The following is an 18412-nucleotide window of genomic DNA, read 5'->3' as shown; positions in this document are numbered from 1 at the left end:
TCCTATAACAGCGAATACCCCGTATATATTAAGAACCTTTCTTATGGTTATTTCCTTTTTTGTGACAATTTCAATGTTTTGAGACGTTTGGACATTGGTTTCCAAAATGACACCCCCACTTTATAAGACCTTAATAAGCATACGGATTTATCGAATAAATGTTTCACAAATTTTCTATTTGCTTATTAAACTTTACTGCCTCTTATGTTTAATGAGCACATTCTGTAAAAAGAGCTTTAAGCTGGATGATAACCTCCCGTTTGCATAATTAGGTTAGCCTACCAATCAGTTTATAAGGATTTACTTCCCAAGTTTCATAAGGGATAAAGTTGATTGCTTTTATAGAATCAAGTGTACGAGATTTCATATGCGGACGAGTTATCTAATTATCTATATTTTCTTCAGTAAGTTTAACGAATTTTGCTTCATTAATTTCTTCGGGTTGAATTTTTATTTCTCCGCTAACATATTTCGCCTTAAACACCACTGATAATAAATTTTTTGTGGCATTATAATATACTCCTGTAATTCCAATAGGTGAGATAACTATACCTGTTTCCTCTAATACTTCTCTACAGACAGCTTTATCAAGAGGTTCTCCTTCTTCTACCTGACCTCCTGGAGGTTCCCAAGTATCTTTTCTCCAATGAGTTTTGACTAATAAAGCTTCTTCATTTTCATTTGTAACATAAGCAGAAACTGCAATAATATGTTTCGGTGTAGTGTGCATATTAATTCCCCTAAAATCTTATTATCAATAGTTTCTCGTGCTACGACGTTTTTACTTGTTTATTATCTGTTGTGAAACATTGCCGCCCCTGTTCTATAAGAAAATGCCATATTACTCTAATTTTGGTTTCTTTCCCAGATTAGTTGCTTGCTCTACTTCAGCATATTACTCAAGATTTCTTTATGCGTGTTTGTCAGTTTAATCAAGCTGAAATTTCCTTTGTCTATTAAGCTTTTAAGGTTTTCCACTTCGTTCAACGCCAAATTATATTGATATTTATCAATGATACCTCTTAATAACGCATCTTCCAGTTCATCCTCATCTTTTAAAATTAACTCTCCAGTTGGTAACACAACGATATCCAAAAATAAATCATCCCAAAAAGGAATATCATTTTCCACTCCATTGTGAAGACAAATATCTATATACCATTGAACTACGTTACCACTACTATCGAACATTGTAGTTACACAATGGTTTTTATCACAAGGAAATTGTTGAAGCCACATATAACCATTATCAACAATACAAATATCTTTCTCGCCGTATCTCGTATATAAAGGATTAGATACTTTTAATGTATGTAACAAAGTTATGTAACCTCTAAAGTCATTTGTAGTAAGGAACGTCTGAACATACCTTCTTTGCAATACTCGTTTCCAATCTTTTCGCTCTCCATATCTTCTCTTAATCATTCTCTTCCCCCTAAAGTTTTACAAGACGCATTATCAGAGTTTGCTATGTTATCTTCTTGTATAAAACATTGTCTTTGCTCTCAGCTGCCTTTTTATTTCTCATAATCTTTTCAAGTTCTGTTTTTGTATCCGGATGCAGTATTATCTTTTCTGTAAGATCCAAGTTCGATATTTTTACCTTTCTCCCCCATTTTCTTGAAAGCGAACGCCAATCACAAACCATTTCAACCAGATATTTTCTGGGCATCGGCAAGGCTAGTTTATTCTTCGGATCAACAACCCAATACTCCCAATGGTGTTTATTTTTATGTTGATGATTTAGCCACGCATACTTCCATTTCATATCCTCAAGAGGACTGAGTTCCTCATTAGAAAAAAATTTTTTAGCATATGGAAAAAATTCCTTTGGTGAAAATTTGGAAAGATCGTGGGTAATCCCTTGGATGTATAAACCTTCCTTCCAGCATTCAACTAAAACATTCAATTTATGGTCCAGTATGTATACTAAATTCCTCCAACAAGCCTTCCACATAAAATCCTCCACATATCCAATAATTGTTAGTTCATATTCTTCTCGTGAGCTTAAAATTCCTGCTTTTATTTCAACAAAAAAGGACATTAATCCTTAACGAATTATGCCCTTTTTACTTAACACCGAGATTTCAATCTGTCTATATAGTAAAATCCTTGTTCAACTAACCTGCTCCGTTAGTTAAATAAGCCCTTCTTTTATTTTAACATATATATCCAAAATCCTGCTTACCATTTTTAACGCGCCAATTCGCATAGTAATTCGTATACGAATTAGCACGCTGACAATAATTTTTGTCACCTTGCTAAAAGGGGTGCGAATTCGGGTGCTAAAACACCCATAAAGTCATATAAAACCTTGAACTATCAACAAAAAGAAGCAGTCCAATTCAGTTGCGAATTGGACTGCTAATTTGTTTGCGAATTTAGTTTTTGTACTCGAAAACCGAACCCGTTAGCAAAATAGCAGCCTTTTTCAAGGTTTAATCCTGGATCAGGTATACAATTGCTTCATACGGCCTTAAGGAGATTGCTGATCCGTAGTTTTCGCTCGCTTCGTAATTTGAAATCAATATTTCAATTTTCTTGCCTTGCAGTTCAGCAGGAACATCAAAGCTCTGATCCTGATTAGTGAAATTCAATAAGACTAGTAGTTTTTTTGATTCCAGGGTTCTTGTATAAACATAAATACTCTCATCCTCGGGAACCAGGATGTCATATCTTCCATGGACTATGACCGGGTGCTCTTTGCGAAGCTGGATTAGCTTTCGGTAATAGTGGTAAATCGAACTTTCATCTTCCACTGCCTGCTTGGCATTAATTGCTGTATAGTTTGGATTTACCTGAAGCCATGGGGTACCAGTCGTAAAACCTCCATGCTCGCTGTCGTCCCATTGGAAAGGAGTACGGGCATTATCGCGTCCTTTTACATAGATTGACTCCATCACCTTAGCAGGATCTTCCCCATTTTGATTCACTTTCTCGTTGTACATATTAAGGGTTTCAATATCTTTGTAATCTTCGATGGAATCAAATCGTACATTTGTCATCCCGATTTCTTCCCCTTGATAAATATAAGGAGTTCCTTTCAGCATATGAAGGAAAGTTCCAAGCATTTTGGCCGACTCCACACGGTATTCCTTATCGTCACCGAATCGTGATACCATCCTTGGTTGGTCATGATTATTAAGGTAAAGGCTATTCCAGCCAATATCCTCGAGACCCTTTTGCCATTTTGTGAAGTTGTTTTTTAAATCGGTTAGCTTAAGAGGTTTAAGGTCCCATTTCCCGCCCGGGCCTGAATCTAGGTCCACGTGCTCGAACTGGAATACCATATTTAATTCATTTCTGGTTTCATCGGTGTAAAGCTTAGCTTCTTCTACACTGGCACCAGGCATTTCACCTACTGTCATTACATCATATTGACCAATAGCTTCCCTATGCATTTCCTGCAGGTAATCATGAATTTTAGGACCATTCATAAAGTATCTGCTTCCAGAAACATATTTTTTCCCTTCAGGATTTGGGGCATCGGGAAAGCCATCTACTTTCGAAATGAAATTGATGACATCCATCCTGAACCCATCTATACCTTTGTCCAGCCAGAATTTCATCATGTCATACACTTCCTGGCGAAGTTTAGGGTTTTCCCAATTTAAATCCGGTTGTTTTTTACTGAAAATATGCAGATAGTACTCCCCGGTATTTTCATCGAACTGCCAGGCGGAACCGCTGAAAGTTGACTGCCAGTTATTCGGTTCTTTTCCATCCTTGCCAGGTCTCCAAATATAATAGTCACGATATGGATTATCTTTAGATTTTCTAGACTCAACAAACCACTGGTGTTCGTCAGAGCTATGGTTAACGACAAGGTCCATGATTAGCTTCAGTCCTCTGTCATGCATTTCTTTTAAAAGTAGCTCCCAGTCTGCCATCGTTCCGAAATCATCCATAATTTCACGATAATCACTGATATCATATCCATTATCATCATTAGGAGATTTGTATACAGGTGAAAGCCAAATAACATCTACTCCCAGCTCTTTTAAATAGTCAAGCTTTGAGATAATTCCAGGGATATCGCCGATTCCATCTCCATTGGAATCCATGAAGCTTCGCGGGTATATTTGATAAATGACTGATTCCTTCCACCAATGCTTTTTCAAAAAAACCACTCCAAACTAATTTCTTTAGTAAACGTTTACGCATCATGTCAGTTTAATTTTTTCACACTTTCCCGTTCAATAACAGAGTGAGACATAATCCTGCTTTCAACTCGTCTACATTGATTCATCATCGTAAAAAGCATTTCTGCTGCAACAGTACCCATTTCTTCCAAGGGCTGAGCTACTGTTGTAAGCGGCGGAATTGCCATCTCGGCAATCGGCAGATTATCATAGCCGATTATTGAAAGGTGATCCGGTATTTTAATGCCAAGCTTATAAGCAGCAGATATCGCTCCCAGGGCTAATGCATCACTGGCGGCAAAAACAGCTGTCAAATCCGGGGATTGTTCAAGCAGTTTCGGCAAACCAGTAAACCCATCATTAAAAGAAAATCCTTTTGAATGGATTATATTTTCATCTTTTATGGTTAGTCCACTTTGAGCTAACGCTTGCTTATAGCCGTCTGTTCGCGGCTGTCCAGCTATTATGTCATCTTTATTCCCACTGATCATTCCGATTTTACTATGCCCCATTTTCACCAAATAATCAGTTGCGGTGAAAGCTGCATGCTTATCATCAACTTTGACGTAAGGTAAAGGATATTGGTAAGATTCGGTCGAGATAAGGACAACCGGTATCTGCATGGATACAAGCTTTTTATAATACTCTTCAGTTAGCATTTCACTAACAAACAGGATACCGTCCACCCTTTTTTCGGTTAAAAGCTGTAAATACTTCATCGTTCTCTGTCCATGTGAAGCCGTATTGCAGACAATCACACTCGAATCGAGACAATGTGCTGCTTCTTCAACACCTCGTAGAATCTTTGAAGAAAACTGGCTCGATACCTCCGGAAACAGGATTCCTATTGAATTGGATTTTTTATTAATTAAACCGCGGGCAAATGCGTTTGGCTGATAGCCTAGCTCTTCTATCGCAAGATGAACTTTTTCTTCTGTTGCTTTTGAATACCCACCCTGACCATTGAGGACCCTTGATACAGTGGCAATCGAGACATTTGCATGTTTTGCTACGTCTTTTATTGTATAACTCATTAACTACCAAACCCTTTACGTAAACGTTTACGTTTCCAATTTAATAATATTATGGATTTAGTTTAATATCAACCTTGTTTCGAAGAAAGTCTATTTTAAAGAAAAACTTGAAGGCCGAAACCTTCAAGTTAACTTTAGTTTTTACTTTGATTTTCTTCGTTCACTTTTGCGGGCATCGGTCTTTCATCATTAGTAATCCCGGTTAATACATCTCGGTCAAACTTACTGCGATCTCCACCCATACCAGGCAACGTATTAGCCATTGGCAACTGTTCAAGTTCTTTTCCTCTTGGCAATGTAGACACCTCCTGTTTCTTTAAGGTTCCTCTTTTCTGTATAACTTACACCAGATAATCCTTAAAGGTATTTTGGGGACATCTGGTGAATTAATTAATAAATACATTGGTAAGGGTGATTACAATGAAAATAGGATTGATACGTCATTTTAAAGTGACATTAGGTTATCCAAGTAAGCTCGTCACCTCCCAGGAGCTTCTTACTTGGCAGCAGGAGTATAATGAGTCCAATATCGAGGAGGTTAATATCGATCATCAAGGACATAAGTGGAGCAAATGTTACTCAAGTGATTTAGAGAGAGCGAAAATTACTGCGTCCAGGGCTTTTGATGGAAATATTACTTTTTTGGAGGACCTGCGGGAGATGTCGCTTTACCCTGTCATCCATACTGAAATGCGCCTGCCTCTTTGGCTTCACGTTACTTTAATTAGGCTTGCCTGGTTCTTGGGCCACAAATCACAAAAGGAAAGTAAAAAAGAAGTCCTTTCACGCATAAACAGAGTTTTGGATGAGGCATTAGTTCAGGGTGAAGATATTTTGATTGTCGGCCACGGGGGAATTATGATGTTCATGAGGAAGGAGTTGCTCAAGAGAGGATTTTCAGGCCCAAAATTTAACAGACCTGAAAATGCTAAAGTATATATTTTTGAAAAAAATAACTAAAGGCGCTCAGATTGAAGCGTCTTCTCTTAGTATTGAATACATTTTTACGTCATAATGGGCACCTTTGATGAAGATGAATTTTCTTAAGATGCCTTCAAAGTTCATTCCGGCTTTTTCCATAACACGCTCTGAACCTTTGTTTGCAACAAGCGCTTTTGCCTGAATCCTTACTAATTCCATTTCATTCATTCCGAATCTTATCAGCTCTTTGGCTGCTTCCGTAGCGATTCCTCTCCCCCAGTAGTCCTTGGAGAGCGCGTAACCGATTTCTGCAGTCTTATGTTGTGGCTGCCAGGAAACAAAGTCAACGGTCCCAATAAGTTTGTTGTCCTCTTTATAGTGGATGCCCCACGGAGCAATTTTCCCTTCTTTATATAAAGAAAAAATGCTTTTCACATATTCCTCAGTCGCCGCTCTTGTTTCATGCGCTTCCCAGAATACATATTTTGATACCTCAGGGTTGGAAGCATAAATATGTATATCATCAATATCCTCCAAACTTATTTTCCTTAAAATCAGTCGCTCTGTTTCTAGCTGCGGCAGATTTTCATAAATATCTTCAATTCGCAATTTTAGTCACTCCAGACATTGTTGAATATAATCATTACTTTACTCTAACGGTGTATAAATAACATGAATGAATTGAATCGGTAATGGAAAAAGTAACGACGAGTCATTTATAACAGGAGGTACTATAATGGAGAATACCCACGAATATGTTCAGAAGCTTCATGATAAGCAGAGGAAAGACGAACAAAATAGAAAGAGGCAAGGAAAAGAAAATCCAAGCGACAAGCTCCCAAATAAACAACATTAATATAAAAGCGTGAGCGCCTTGGTCAGCCCCGACAAGCGTTGGAGGGCCTGACAGTGAAGTCGTTCTTTGACTTCATTGGCAGGACCGAAACGACTCGAGGGGCTAGGCGCTGGAGCTAGACACTAATCTTAGTTCAAAAAGACAAAAAATCTTTAAATTGAAAGCGCAAGCGCCTTGGTCAGCCCCGACAAGCGCTACTTGAACACTAAAATAGACCGCATATCTGCGGTCTATTTTAGTGTATGCTATCTGCTCCTGCGGTTTCTTGTGCTGCTACTTTTTGTTATTCGTCCTCCAGGTGAGCTGGAGTTCCGTCTCTCTCTGCCCGGTCTTTCCTGATTAGGTTTATCTGCGGTAATTCTTCTTGTTCTTTCGTCACGTACACCGGTTGAAGGCTGTTCCATTCCTCTTCCACCTGAACGAGTGGAACTTAATTGCTGTCCCTCTAGGTAGCTTCGTCGTTCGCGCCTTGAAGATGTTTGTTCCCGATCTCTACGTCCTTGACCATCGTGCCGATCTTCACGTTTATCTTCAGCTCGCCTTCGTGAAAACGTTTCTTTTCCTATTTTTTCGCCCCGGTGGTCTCTTTCAGGTTTCGTATCGTCTCGTCTTCTCGATCTGGTATTCTTTCCCTTGTAACCATCAGATCTCTGTTTGCTTTTATTGCTGGCACGGTAATCATCCGTTGGGGATTCACCTCTTTTTGCGTTCCCCATGTTTTTCTTTTCGATTCTAATATTGAGCTCTGTTTCAATCTGATCCAACAAAGATCTATCTTTTGGCGAATAAAACGTTAAGGCGAGCCCTTCATTTCCTGCCCTGCCCGTACGGCCGATTCGATGGATATAGCTTTCTGTATCCAGAGGGATGTCATAATTGAAAACATGTGTGACGCCTTCAACATCTAGCCCCCTTGCCGCCACATCGGTAGCAATCAGATATTGAATTTTTGCTTCACGGAACTTTTTCATGACCTGTTCCCTTTTTGCCTGTGAAAGATCTCCATGCAGTTCATCACAATTAATATGATTTGCTTTCAAAGCATCATTCAGCTTGCTTACCCTTCTTTTCGTCCTGCAAAAAATCACACCTAAAAACGGCTGATACAATCTAAGTGATTCAATTAAATCATTTTGTTTTGCCCTGTCGGTTGTGCTAATGGCAATTTGTTTGATGTTTTCTAGCGGAGCCTGGGTTTTCTCAACTTGTATGTATTCAGGCTTGTACATATGTTGTTTAGCCAATCTTTTGATCTCATCCGGCATGGTCGCAGAAAAGAGTAAGGTTTGCCTTGTTTTTGGTGTCTGCTTGATTATTTCTTCAACCTCATTCAAGAAACCGATATGAAGCATTTGATCTGCTTCATCAAGTACAAGAAAAGCTGCTTTGGAAAAATCGACTGTTTCCCTTCGGATATGGTCAAGCAATCTTCCGGGAGTTCCGATGACAATATGGATGTTTTTCTTAAGCTTTTTTAGCTGTGATTCGACATCCTGCCCTCCATATACAGCAAGAACATTTATTCCATCTTTTCCCTCAAGTAGTTTTTTAACTTCATGAGTAATCTGCAATGCAAGCTCTCTTGTAGGTGTAACAATCAATGCCTGTATATGTGATTTCTCGATATCGATTTTCTCCAGGATCGGCAGCACGAAAGCAAAGGTTTTCCCTGTACCCGTCTGTGACTGCGCAATGACATCCTTGCCATTGAGCAATAACGGTATTGCTTTCGTTTGAATTGTTGTAGGCTCGGTAATGCCCTGTTGGTTTAGTGTTTCTGCAAGCTGTTCTGAAATACCTAAAGATTTAAAGTGGTTCAATTTCAATCCCTGCTTTCTTTAATAGGTTGGATTATACCAACCATCCTTCTCATTATTGCTTTTTGGGCAAGAAAATATCAAGTTTTGCTTTTCATATTTTCAGGATTGCTTGTTATTACTTGGCGAAAAATATGCTCAATATAAAACATGTATAGCACATTGCTATTCATTAGCGGTGTGTTCCAATATTAGGAAGGAATAATTGTAACTTTTTTGGAAAACACATCTTTCGTCACGCGAAATATCTAAACCAAACACTCCTTTGTATTCAATTTTCGGAATCATCGGACTTTTCTATTAACTTTTATTGTTTTCTCTATTACACTATCTCTTACCCTCCCACATACATAAAAATGCTAATAGTACTAGTTTAGTCATGGCAGGGAATATCAGTGAAACAGGGGTGTGTAAGATGGAAAAGAAAAAATTAGTAATCCCTATGTTATTATCAACAGCGTTAATGTTAAGTCCATTGATCGGTTCCCCGGCTAAGGCTGTCCAACCAGATCATGTTTCAAGCACCATTTTACAAAAAGGTCTATCTGTAAAACAGCAAAATCCATCTGTTTACATGAAAGCAGACAAAGGAGCAAAATTAGAGCCTGTAGAGTTTGTGGAAGAAAATAAATCTCAGCTTAAACTGATAAATCCCGGTCAAAGCCTCAAAGTTAAAAGTGAGGAAATGGATAAACTGGGTATGAAACACGTGAGACTGCAGCAAACAATTAATGGAGTGCCTGTCGAAGGTGCAGAGATGGTTGTACACTATAATCAAGATGGTTCTGTTAAATCGGTTAATGGTCAATATAACAATTCTGTTGCAGGTAAAGATATCAAAATTCAACCTTTTATCTCAGCTGAGAACGCTCTTGAACTGGCAAAAGATTCAGTGTCGGCACCTGGCCATCTCGAAACTGAACCTGAGACAGAATTAGTTTTTTATCCTTTTAATGATGAAGAATATTTGGCTTATAAAGTGAATGTGAATTTCTTAGGAGAGCATCCAGGAAACTGGTTTGTTTATGTAGATGCTAAAACTGGCAATGTAGTGGACAAGTATAACGCCCTTATGCACGCAGGAGAATATTCCGCCTCGAAAGGATCTGGCCTGGGAGTGAAAGGTGACCATCGTGTTTTAAATATTTCTCATCAAAACGAAGCGGGTTCAAAACAAGGGTCCACCTTCTACCTTTATGACAGTTCTCTTGAGAATGCGGAAGGTATTTTCACCTATGATTTCAAAAACCAATGGCGTTCAAGCTCAACAAGGCTTCCGGGTGACCTTTTCGCTTCTAAGGATGCAGCCTGGACAAGTGACTACGAACGTGCTGGTGTAGATGCACATTATAATTCTGAAAAGGTATACAATTACTTCCTGAACGAGCATGGACGCAATTCAATTGATGGGAATGGAATGGCAATCGTTTCGACAGTTCATTACGGAGACAAGTACAATAACGCATTCTGGAACGGCTCTCAAATGACGTATGGCGACGGGGATGGCGAGTTCATGATTTCCCTTTCCGCTGGCCTGGATGTCGTTGCCCACGAAATGACACACGGGGTGACGAATACTTCTTCCAATCTAAAATACCGTTTCCAGTCTGGGGCACTGAATGAAGCATTTTCGGATATTTTTGGTGCCCTGATTGATGAGGATGATTGGGAGCTTGGTGAAGATATCATGGGGGAAAGTGCTGTTGAAGGTGGACGCGATGCTTTAAGAAGCTTGAGTGACCCAAGCAGGTTCCCTGTAGGAACTGCTTATGTACCATATGGAAATGGCGAAGGAATGTATCCAAAACATATGGATGAGTACTATGACCTTCCATGGAATCTTGATAATGGCGGAGTCCACATTAACTCTTCAATCATTAATCAAGCAGCCTATTTAACAGGCGAGCAAATTGGCAAGCACAAGCTTGGACAAATTTATTACCGTGCTCTTACTGTGTACTTGACTCCGGATTCTAACTTCAGCGATGCTCGGAATGCCCTCCTCCAGTCAGCTGATGACCTGTATGGAGCTGACAGCGCCGAATATATTGCAACTCAGGCTGGACTTGATGGTGTTGGCATAACTGAATAAACAACAGATATGTAACTGAGCCTGCCCTATGCGGTATTTCTGCCGCATAATGGGTCAGGCTCTTTCTGATTGGGTAAAATAATAATATGTGGATTTTCACTTTTGCCTGTGGTACGATTTACTAATTGAAGAATAGGAAGTGATTATAAGTGATTAAGATTGAACTACCAGCACCAGACGTAGTCATTACACGAAGCAAGCAATTAGGAGAAAAGGTTGAAGCGGTCATCAGCAGTGAATTTGGTTTTACTGATTACCACAGAATTCCAAGGGATAAAGGCGGAATCATCATGTTTTTCAACGCTGATGATGAATTGATGTTCGTAGGGAAAGCGCGTAAACTTAGACCTCGCGTTAAAAAACATTTCGAGGATAATGTTTCCCCTATTAAAAACCATCGTCATGAAGTCAACAAGATCGCTGTCATTACCGTAGTAGATCCAATAGACAGAGAAATCTATGAAACCTATGCAATCAACGTACTTAAAGCTAAGTATAATATTGATAAGGTATTTTATAAATAAGAAGAGCCTGACTTCAGGCTCTTCTTACTACTTAAACCACCCTTTTTCCTTTGATTGAGTGATTGCTTCTATCCTGTTGGTAACTTGAAGTTTATCCAAGATCGTTGAAATATAATTTCGGACGGTTCCTGTCGTAATACTAAGTTGTCCTGCGATTTCCTTCGTGTTTTTCCCATCAGCGACAAGTTCAAGCACTTCCATTTCCCTGTCGGTCAGCGGATTTTCTTCACTATATACATCGTCCATGAGTTCGGGTGCGTAAACACGCCTTCCCCCCATTACGCTGCGAATCGAACTTGCTAGCTCCTCAGAAGGACTATCCTTCAACAAATACCCGCTAACACCAGCTTTCAGCGCTCGCTGAAAATATCCTGAACGCGCAAATGTAGTTAAAATAATCACTTTGCAACCTAGCCCTTTCATTTCTTCCGCTGCTTCCAGTCCGGTTTTTCCAGGCATTTCAATATCCATAACGCAGACGTCCGGCTCAAGCTCTTTCGCAAGTGCAACAGCTTCCTCTCCATTGCTCGCCTTTCCCACGACTTCCATATCATCCTCAAGACTCAACAGGGAGCCTAATGCCCCCAAAAGCATGCGCTGGTCCTCAGCAATCACAATCCGAATCATATCAGGTCCCCCCTGCCAGTTTGTTTTAATACTTTAGGTATCGTGATCAACAGCGTCGTACCGTCCTTGGAAAATATATCGAGGGTGCCATTCACGAACTCGAGACGTTCTCTCATGCCATGAAGTCCACTGCCTTTATATAAGTCCTCATCTGTTATATTCCCGATCCCATTATCGCTTACTTCTGCAACCAGTTCCTTCTCTGTTTGCTTTATGGAAATGCTGCAAGTTGATGCTTTACTATGCTTTACTACGTTCGTTACTGCTTCCTTTAAACACATGCTCAGGATATTCTCTGACAGTAAGGATACATTGTTGAGATTGAATTCCTCTTCATCCCCGATAAACTTGATCTCAGCAGCTTTTAACATTTGGCTGACATGTACCAATTCGTCGCGGACCCGAATCCCCCTCATTTCAGCAACCATTTTTCTTACTTCATTCAGTGCGGTTCTCGCCGTCTGCTGGACATCCTTCAATTCTTCTTTTGCCAGTTCGGGATCTTTATTGATTAATTTCCGTGCTAAGTCACTTTTGAGTCCTATCAGGGAAAGTTTTTGACCGAGAGTATCATGTAAATCACGGGCAATCCTCTGTCGCTCCTCTATCTTAACCAGATCTGAAATCCGCTTGTTCGCATCCTCCAGCTTCTCTTCTAGTTCTCCTCGTTCATTTCTGTTATGGATACTGAACGGGAGGAGTATGACACCGATCCAAACAATCACGATGATAGGCAGCTGTCTTATGAAGAATTCCTCTTTAAGGACAATTTCAAAGTTAATGACAATCGAGGTCCCCACAAGATGGATGAAATATAGAACAAGGAATGGCAGCCGGTCTTTGATATTTCCTATAAAATATGCGATGAAAAAAGCGAAATATACATAACTGAACAAACTTGCTGAAGCTATGGAAATACCTATTAAAATGCAAGTCCATAAGTATACCGTCCAGCCTTTTGAGACAAAGGCAACCCAATATACAAGAAAAAACAAAAGAGTCAGAATGATGCCGACCACTTTGCCAATCGTTGTTGGCAGCTGCCATATGAAATAAAAAGGCAATATTCCAAGGATGGTCCATATGTAAGGTGAAATCCCCGTGCTTCTAAGTGAATTGAAAAACTTTTTGATCATATCAGAACCTCTGCTTTTTATCTAACTGATTTTATTTTAACATAAGAAAAATTTGTCAGCTTACAAAAAATTACTCCCCTTATTCCAGGAGAAATGCATCCTGGTTCAAGGGGAGCTGAGATTAAAGTTCTGGCTTCGTCCGAGCCGTCAATTTGCTGTTTTGCTTATATGCTTTCATTTCCTTAAAGCTGATAAACTGCTTATTCCGTTCATCCCACAAACGGAATTTCAAGGATGTCAAGCTTGTAGAAAGTGTTACTGTCGGCACATTCTGCAAAGGCTTGGTATTCTTGTGGACCTCTTCAAGCTTATAGTTTGGAACCCTCGGGCTTAAATGGTGAACATGGTGGTAGCCTATGTTGCCCGTAATCCACTGGAGCACTTTAGGCAGCTGATAATAAGAGCTTCCTTCAACCGCAGCCCTCACGTATTCCCAATCCTTATCAGCTTCGAAATATGAATCTTCGAATGTATGCTGTACATAAAATAGCCAGATGCCGAACATTCCTGCAATGAAGAAGATTGGACCTTCAACCATGATGAATGCCTTCCAGCCAATTGCCCAAATCATAAGACCAGAGATCCCGAAAATCAGTACATTCGTTAAATAAGTGTTCAGGCGCTCCTTCATCCTTGCACCTTTCCGATTGAAACGGTTTGTGATCAAAACGATATAAATCGGTCCCAGTACAAACATGACAAATGGATTGCGGTACATTCTGTATGCAAGCTTCTTCCACATTGGTGCATCCATATATTCGTCAACTGTCAATACCCAGATGTCGCCTGTCCCGCGCTTGTCCAAGTTGCTGCTTGTTGCGTGATGGACAGAATGTTCATGGCCCCACTGGCTATAAGGGAACAATGTCAAAACACCAGTGAGCGTACCAACCACTTTATTTGCTGTACGATTTTTGAAGAATGAATGGTGCGTACAGTCATGGAAGATAATGAAGATCCTGATCATGAAACCAGCTGCAAGAACAGCGATTCCAAGAGTTAACAAATAGGAAATCGCAAGGCTCTGGTAGGCCAGGAACCATAAAACTAAAAATGGAATGACCGTATTGATTATTTGAATGATACTATCTTTAATGTTAGAGCTTTCATAAGGGGCGACCTGTTTTCTAAGTTCTTTTGCATTGTGAGTTGCCATCTTGATATAAATTCCCCTTTCGGATTTCTTAGTTAATCAAATTATAAATAAGGGAAATGATTCTGTGCAGTAGCAGGTGTCATATATGACACATGATAAATGTCATGTTTCGATAATCTTCTTCATAAAAACCTTGATTTATCAACGTTTTTTTACTATGACCAGGTAATAATATTTGTTGATATTTTTTTATACAACGTTAAAAGGTAGAAATTTTTCTAAATGCCAATTACCTCCTTTAACTAATGAATCTTAATTTTCATCTGAAAAATTACCCGACTTATCCAATATCAAACGCAAAAATTAGTTTTCACACTAAAAATTTTAGCTATTTTGCCACAAAATCTTTTGTCTTTTCTGGTCTAATTGAATATTCCTCCAACCACTCAAAATATATGCCTCGATTACAAGATTTTCCTAAGATCTCCTGTATTGTGGGAGGATAGGGATTACTCCTTATATGAACGGCCAGTTTTTTTAACACCTTGCTGTAATCCATTGCCTCACATTTGGCCAACCACATAATAATCGTTTCACTCTTAAATGTTACAAGCGGATAAAGTTTTTCAATGAGATTCAGGATTTTGATTGCTTCTATCTTCGTCATATGCATGCTCCTTTTCATGAAAATCCACAGTATTAGATTTTTTCCATGAATGCTAGAAAGATACATTAGTTCATGTTCAAAATAATTTTTTAAATGTAATATAGTAAAAAAGACATTTAAGAAGGTGAATTATTTGAAAACAGCCATTGTAACAGGCTCCTCGAGCGGGTTTGGTGAACTAATCGCTATCGAATTGGCTAAATCAGGTTTCCAGGTGATCGCAACAATGCGAAACCTCAATAAAAAAGAACACCTGCTAAAACTAGCAGCCGCTGAAAATGTGACAGATAAGATAACGGTTTTTCCATTGGATGTTACGATGCAAGAATCAATCGAGAAATTTAAAGTGTTTGTGCAATCCCTTGTTTCTGTAAATGTGCTCGTCAACAATGCGGGATATGCTCAGGGTGGATTTTCTGAGGAACTTACAGTGGATGAATATCGAAGTCAATTTGAAACGAACTTTTTTGGCGTTATTGCTGTCACACAGGCTGTCCTTCCTGTAATGCGCAGGCAAGGATCGGGTAAAATTATCAATATGAGCAGCATAAGCGGCAGATTTGGATTCCCCGGATTGTCTCCCTACGTTTCTTCTAAACATGCTCTTGAAGGATACAGCGAAAGTTTAAGGCTAGAGCTAAAACCCTTTGGAATTGATGTGATCCTTATCGAACCGGGTTCTTACAAAACAAACATCTGGCAAAGCATCGAAAATGTATCATTGCCCAATGGGTCGCCATATGAATTGCTGAAGGATTCTATAATGAAAACATTAACAGCCGGGCAAGATTCTTATGGAGATCCACTCGATGTTGCCAGGCTTGCAGCGACAATTGCTTCAAATGAAAGCACACCAAACCTAAGGTACCCTATTGGAAAAGGAGTCAAGACCATGCTTCAATTAAAGAACTATCTCTCTTGGAAAACAATCGAAAGAATCGTATTAAAAAAATTAAAGTTATAATGCGCCCAGCGAAAAAAATCATATGTTGAATGAATGTGCTCTGCATAAGGAGGTGCTTAGCAATTATAAGTACCCTTTTGAAGATCCATACATTTCTACCTTAATTGTACCCTTATAGGAATCGAGAACTTTGCATAAGGGTACGATCCTGCCCTCAAAGCCCCACACAAATACAAATTTTTCTCTCCCCACTGCGCTCTTTTCTTACGAAAAGAGTTTTTTATTTTGCCGTTTTCATTCCGATACTGGAGAGATTGTGCAACCTAACATTTTTTAAAACCTTCTTACCAAAAAAGGTTTTTTTTACCACAAGAATAGGTCTGGAAGGAGAATAGTCATGAATAATGGATTATGGATACTTAAAAATGCATTTGTAAAAACACTTTACACCCTAGCCTTGATAGGAACTTTCTTGCTTGGAATAAGCTTTCTGCTTTCTTTCACTGCTATATTTAATTTTGATAGAAAGCCCGGTGAACATTTAGCGCTATCTTTTGATGGAGTTCAGCTGCGACTGCAAACAATCTTCACTCAATTAATGGATTTCAATTTTAAAAGTGTCTTAGATTATGTCAAAAACCCAAATGTTTTGGATGGTTTTATGAATTCCTATAAGGTTCTTGGCATTTCACTAATTGCGATCATTATGCTGGGAAGCATGATCGGATTCCTCGTGATCTTATTACCTATTAAGTTAAGGAGAAGTTTTCATCAATTTCTGGATTATTTTGAAGGACTTCCAGATCTTTTGTTCATTTTCATCATTAATATGCTGAATATCTTCCTGTTGCAGGAATTTAACTATAAAATTTTCCCAATGTATGGATTTGGTTCTTCACAGCCCGTCGCTTTTCCTGTCATCGTTACATCTTTTTTGCCTGCAGTCCTTTTTGGCTTATATTTAATCAAATGTTTTGAAGAGGAAGAACAGGCCCATTACGTCCAGTTAGGATATTCCAAAGGCTTATCCAGATCTTATTTATATGCTGTTTACATGCTGCGGAATATCCTGCCTGTTTTATCTCTTAAATTCCGGGTCATCCTTTATATGATGCTTTCCAATTTGATCCTGGTTGAACATATGTATCATTACAATATTACTCTTACAAACCAAATCATTGAACAGGTCTTCAGAGGACAACATTTATTGCCGCTAATCTATGGGATTGGAATTTTAATTCTCCCGGTAATCATCCTTGAGTACGTTATCAACCTAATCGTTAAAGAGACTGTGATCAGGAAAAGAGGAGAATTCCAGTTATGAAATTACCAACATATCGTAAAAACCAAAATCAGCCTGGCTGTCTTGCTGGCCTTATTGATTGTCAGTATTCTCTATGATTATATTGGTCCTGGGGATTATCGGTCGATGCTTGACCAGCTATATGATGAAAACGGATACGTCCTTGAAAATCCGCCTTATCCTCCCAGTAAAGACTATCTTTTGGGTACTGACCGTGATGCCCGGGATAATTTGCTTCTAGTTTTAGATGGACTAAAATAAACCATTGCGGCCGTATTTATTGTTTCTCTAGCAAGAGTAACCATTGGCGCCATATTGGGTTTAATCACTGAAACCTGGGTACCTGCCATTAAAGCATTTGTTAAGGCATTTTTCCTGCCTTTTCATTATGTCCCTTTACTGCTGTTCGCTGTCATATTGATTGATTCTGTCATATTTCCTTTTAACGATATACCCGTTATGGTTAAAATAGAATACCAGTTGATTGTTTTATTCCTTCTTGGTTTTCCCGCTGTCTTTTTCTTCACAACAGATTTAGTTGAGGAACTCAGCACGAAATCGTATGTGACAAGTTCAGCTTTGTTAGGAGGAAGTAAATTTCATATTTTAAGAGTGCAGATCCTGCCACACTTTAAACCGCATTTGATCCTGTTGTTCGTCCAGCAGGTATTACAAACCCTGCAAATATTGATGGGTTTGGCCATATTTCGGCTTTTTCTCGGTGGACGTCATGAAGAAAAGATTTATAATACGTCTTATCCAAAGTCCATCACCAATGAGCTTGCAGGTCTCACAGGACAAAACTTCTGGACACTTAAAAGTGCTCCATGGGTGGCCTTCAGTTCGTTGGGATTGCTGCTCGTTATTTTCATCCTTGTTATTGTGATCAAAAATGAAATGATTGCTAATATGGAAGTTCAAACTGAACAATCAGCCATATCCCTTTCCAGAACAAAAAAACAAGATATCAAAGCAGTGGAGGATCCGATAACTCCGGCAAAATTCATCCCAATCAAACAAAAGGTGCTCAATCGATAGATCGAGCACCTTTTTATCCTAGTTTGTCACCGCTTTATTATTGAAAATGTTATTAATAGGGTTAAGCAGCATTGCGCCAATTCCCTGGATTACAGTTTTTACAATGATCTGGCCTAAAATCGCGGCAGGGACGGCTTCCCATGGAAGGAAGTTTGCCCCAATTGGACTCAATCCAATCACGACAAATATGATTGAATCCAGCAGGCCGCCAACTAATCCGCTATAGAATACTCTCCAGCTCATTGGAAGCTTAAG

Annotated in this window: 19 protein-coding genes and 2 pseudogenes; 8 read left to right on the top strand and 13 right to left on the bottom strand. The window is 39.2% G+C overall.

The genetic code is table 11. From position 1 onward, the window contains the following. Positions 1-268: 268 nt before the first annotated feature. The 6 genes and pseudogenes from ACH0QE_RS08130 to ACH0QE_RS08105 form a co-directional block, all read right to left on the bottom strand. Positions 269-730: pseudogene (locus ACH0QE_RS08130) on the bottom strand (NUDIX hydrolase). A gap of 152 nt (positions 731-882) precedes the next feature. Further along, positions 883-1425 (bottom strand): DUF402 domain-containing protein, encoded by a 543-nt coding sequence (locus ACH0QE_RS08125; RefSeq protein ID WP_415800194.1) that lies wholly within the window; start codon positions 1423-1425, stop codon positions 883-885. 43 nt (positions 1426-1468) lie between these two features. Continuing rightward, the gene (locus ACH0QE_RS08120; RefSeq protein WP_415800193.1) at positions 1469-2044 is read right to left on the bottom strand and encodes a DUF5662 family protein; all 576 of its coding nucleotides are present in this window, start codon (positions 2042-2044) and stop codon (positions 1469-1471) included. A gap of 394 nt (positions 2045-2438) precedes the next feature. Then, positions 2439-4121 (bottom strand): glycoside hydrolase family 13 protein, encoded by a 1683-nt coding sequence (locus tag ACH0QE_RS08115; RefSeq protein WP_415800191.1) that lies wholly within the window; start codon positions 4119-4121, stop codon positions 2439-2441. A 47-nt stretch (positions 4122-4168) separates the two neighbouring features. Continuing rightward, on the bottom strand, positions 4169-5176 hold the full coding sequence (locus tag ACH0QE_RS08110; RefSeq protein ID WP_415800190.1) for a LacI family DNA-binding transcriptional regulator: 1008 nt from the start codon (positions 5174-5176) through the stop codon (positions 4169-4171). Positions 5177-5310: 134 nt separating this feature from the next. Next, positions 5311-5472, bottom strand: a complete 162-nt coding sequence (locus tag ACH0QE_RS08105; protein ID WP_415800195.1) for a hypothetical protein — start codon at positions 5470-5472, stop codon at positions 5311-5313. Positions 5473-5596: 124 nt separating this feature from the next. Between ACH0QE_RS08105 and ACH0QE_RS08100 the strand changes: the two genes are divergently transcribed. Further along, positions 5597-6136: a histidine phosphatase family protein gene (locus ACH0QE_RS08100; protein ID WP_415800189.1), complete on the top strand. Its 540-nt coding sequence runs from the start codon at positions 5597-5599 to the stop codon at positions 6134-6136. Positions 6137-6142: 6 nt separating this feature from the next. Here the strand turns inward: ACH0QE_RS08100 and ACH0QE_RS08095 are convergent, their stop codons facing one another. Further along, the gene (locus tag ACH0QE_RS08095) at positions 6143-6706 is read right to left on the bottom strand and encodes a GNAT family N-acetyltransferase (RefSeq protein ID WP_415800187.1); all 564 of its coding nucleotides are present in this window, start codon (positions 6704-6706) and stop codon (positions 6143-6145) included. Between the two features lie 127 nt (positions 6707-6833). Between ACH0QE_RS08095 and ACH0QE_RS08090 the strand changes: the two genes are divergently transcribed. After that, positions 6834-6953, top strand: a complete 120-nt coding sequence (locus ACH0QE_RS08090; RefSeq protein ID WP_079509154.1) for a DUF4023 domain-containing protein — start codon at positions 6834-6836, stop codon at positions 6951-6953. A gap of 245 nt (positions 6954-7198) precedes the next feature. On the opposite strand, the gene ACH0QE_RS08085 is transcribed toward ACH0QE_RS08090, so the two are convergent. After that, entirely contained in the window at positions 7199-8773 is a 1575-nt protein-coding gene (locus tag ACH0QE_RS08085) for a DEAD/DEAH box helicase (protein WP_415800186.1), read from the bottom strand. 412 nt (positions 8774-9185) lie between these two features. On the opposite strand from ACH0QE_RS08085, the gene ACH0QE_RS08080 reads away from it, so the two are divergent. Further along, positions 9186-10862 (top strand): M4 family metallopeptidase, encoded by a 1677-nt coding sequence (locus ACH0QE_RS08080; protein ID WP_415800184.1) that lies wholly within the window; start codon positions 9186-9188, stop codon positions 10860-10862. Positions 10863-11011: 149 nt separating this feature from the next. Further along, entirely contained in the window at positions 11012-11386 is a 375-nt protein-coding gene (locus tag ACH0QE_RS08075) for a nucleotide excision repair endonuclease (RefSeq protein WP_415800182.1), read from the top strand. 27 nt (positions 11387-11413) lie between these two features. Here the strand turns inward: ACH0QE_RS08075 and ACH0QE_RS08070 are convergent, their stop codons facing one another. The 4 genes from ACH0QE_RS08070 to ACH0QE_RS08055 all read right to left on the bottom strand — a co-directional run bounded on the left by ACH0QE_RS08070 (position 11414) and on the right by ACH0QE_RS08055 (position 14912). After that, positions 11414-12013 carry a response regulator gene (locus ACH0QE_RS08070; RefSeq protein WP_415800181.1) on the bottom strand — a complete coding sequence of 200 codons (600 nt, stop codon included), beginning with the start codon at positions 12011-12013 and terminating at the stop codon, positions 11414-11416. After that, complete coding sequence (locus ACH0QE_RS08065) at positions 12010-13149, bottom strand: sensor histidine kinase (protein ID WP_415800180.1); 1140 nt, start codon at positions 13147-13149, stop codon at positions 12010-12012. The genes ACH0QE_RS08070 and ACH0QE_RS08065 overlap by 4 nt, the downstream gene beginning before the upstream one ends. 121 nt (positions 13150-13270) lie before the next feature. Further along, the gene (locus ACH0QE_RS08060) at positions 13271-14305 is read right to left on the bottom strand and encodes a fatty acid desaturase (RefSeq protein WP_415800179.1); all 1035 of its coding nucleotides are present in this window, start codon (positions 14303-14305) and stop codon (positions 13271-13273) included. 328 nt (positions 14306-14633) lie between these two features. Further along, positions 14634-14912, bottom strand: coding sequence for a hypothetical protein (locus ACH0QE_RS08055; RefSeq protein WP_415800178.1), 279 nt, complete (start codon positions 14910-14912; stop codon positions 14634-14636). Between the two features lie 133 nt (positions 14913-15045). On the opposite strand from ACH0QE_RS08055, the gene ACH0QE_RS08050 reads away from it, so the two are divergent. From ACH0QE_RS08050 to ACH0QE_RS08035, 4 genes are all read left to right on the top strand, one after another. After that, positions 15046-15876 (top strand): SDR family oxidoreductase, encoded by an 831-nt coding sequence (locus tag ACH0QE_RS08050; RefSeq protein WP_415800177.1) that lies wholly within the window; start codon positions 15046-15048, stop codon positions 15874-15876. Positions 15877-16213: 337 nt separating this feature from the next. Beyond that, positions 16214-17140 carry a hypothetical protein gene (locus tag ACH0QE_RS08045; RefSeq protein ID WP_415800176.1) on the top strand — a complete coding sequence of 309 codons (927 nt, stop codon included), beginning with the start codon at positions 16214-16216 and terminating at the stop codon, positions 17138-17140. A gap of 54 nt (positions 17141-17194) precedes the next feature. Continuing rightward, positions 17195-17380 carry a hypothetical protein gene (locus tag ACH0QE_RS08040; protein WP_415800175.1) on the top strand — a complete coding sequence of 62 codons (186 nt, stop codon included), beginning with the start codon at positions 17195-17197 and terminating at the stop codon, positions 17378-17380. Between the two features lie 54 nt (positions 17381-17434). Further along, entirely contained in the window at positions 17435-18157 is a 723-nt protein-coding gene (locus ACH0QE_RS08035) for a hypothetical protein (RefSeq protein WP_415800174.1), read from the top strand. 18 nt (positions 18158-18175) lie between these two features. Here ACH0QE_RS08035 and ACH0QE_RS08030 read toward each other — a convergent pair. Then, a pseudogene (locus tag ACH0QE_RS08030) lies at positions 18176-18412 on the bottom strand (VUT family protein); the annotation flags it as partial.

Source organism: Mesobacillus sp. (assembly GCF_047739415.1).
Taxonomy (GTDB): Bacteria; Bacillota; Bacilli; order Bacillales; family Cytobacillaceae; genus Mesobacillus.
Note: the sequence above shows the minus strand (reverse complement) of the source record. Positions and strands in the feature narration are given on the sequence as shown.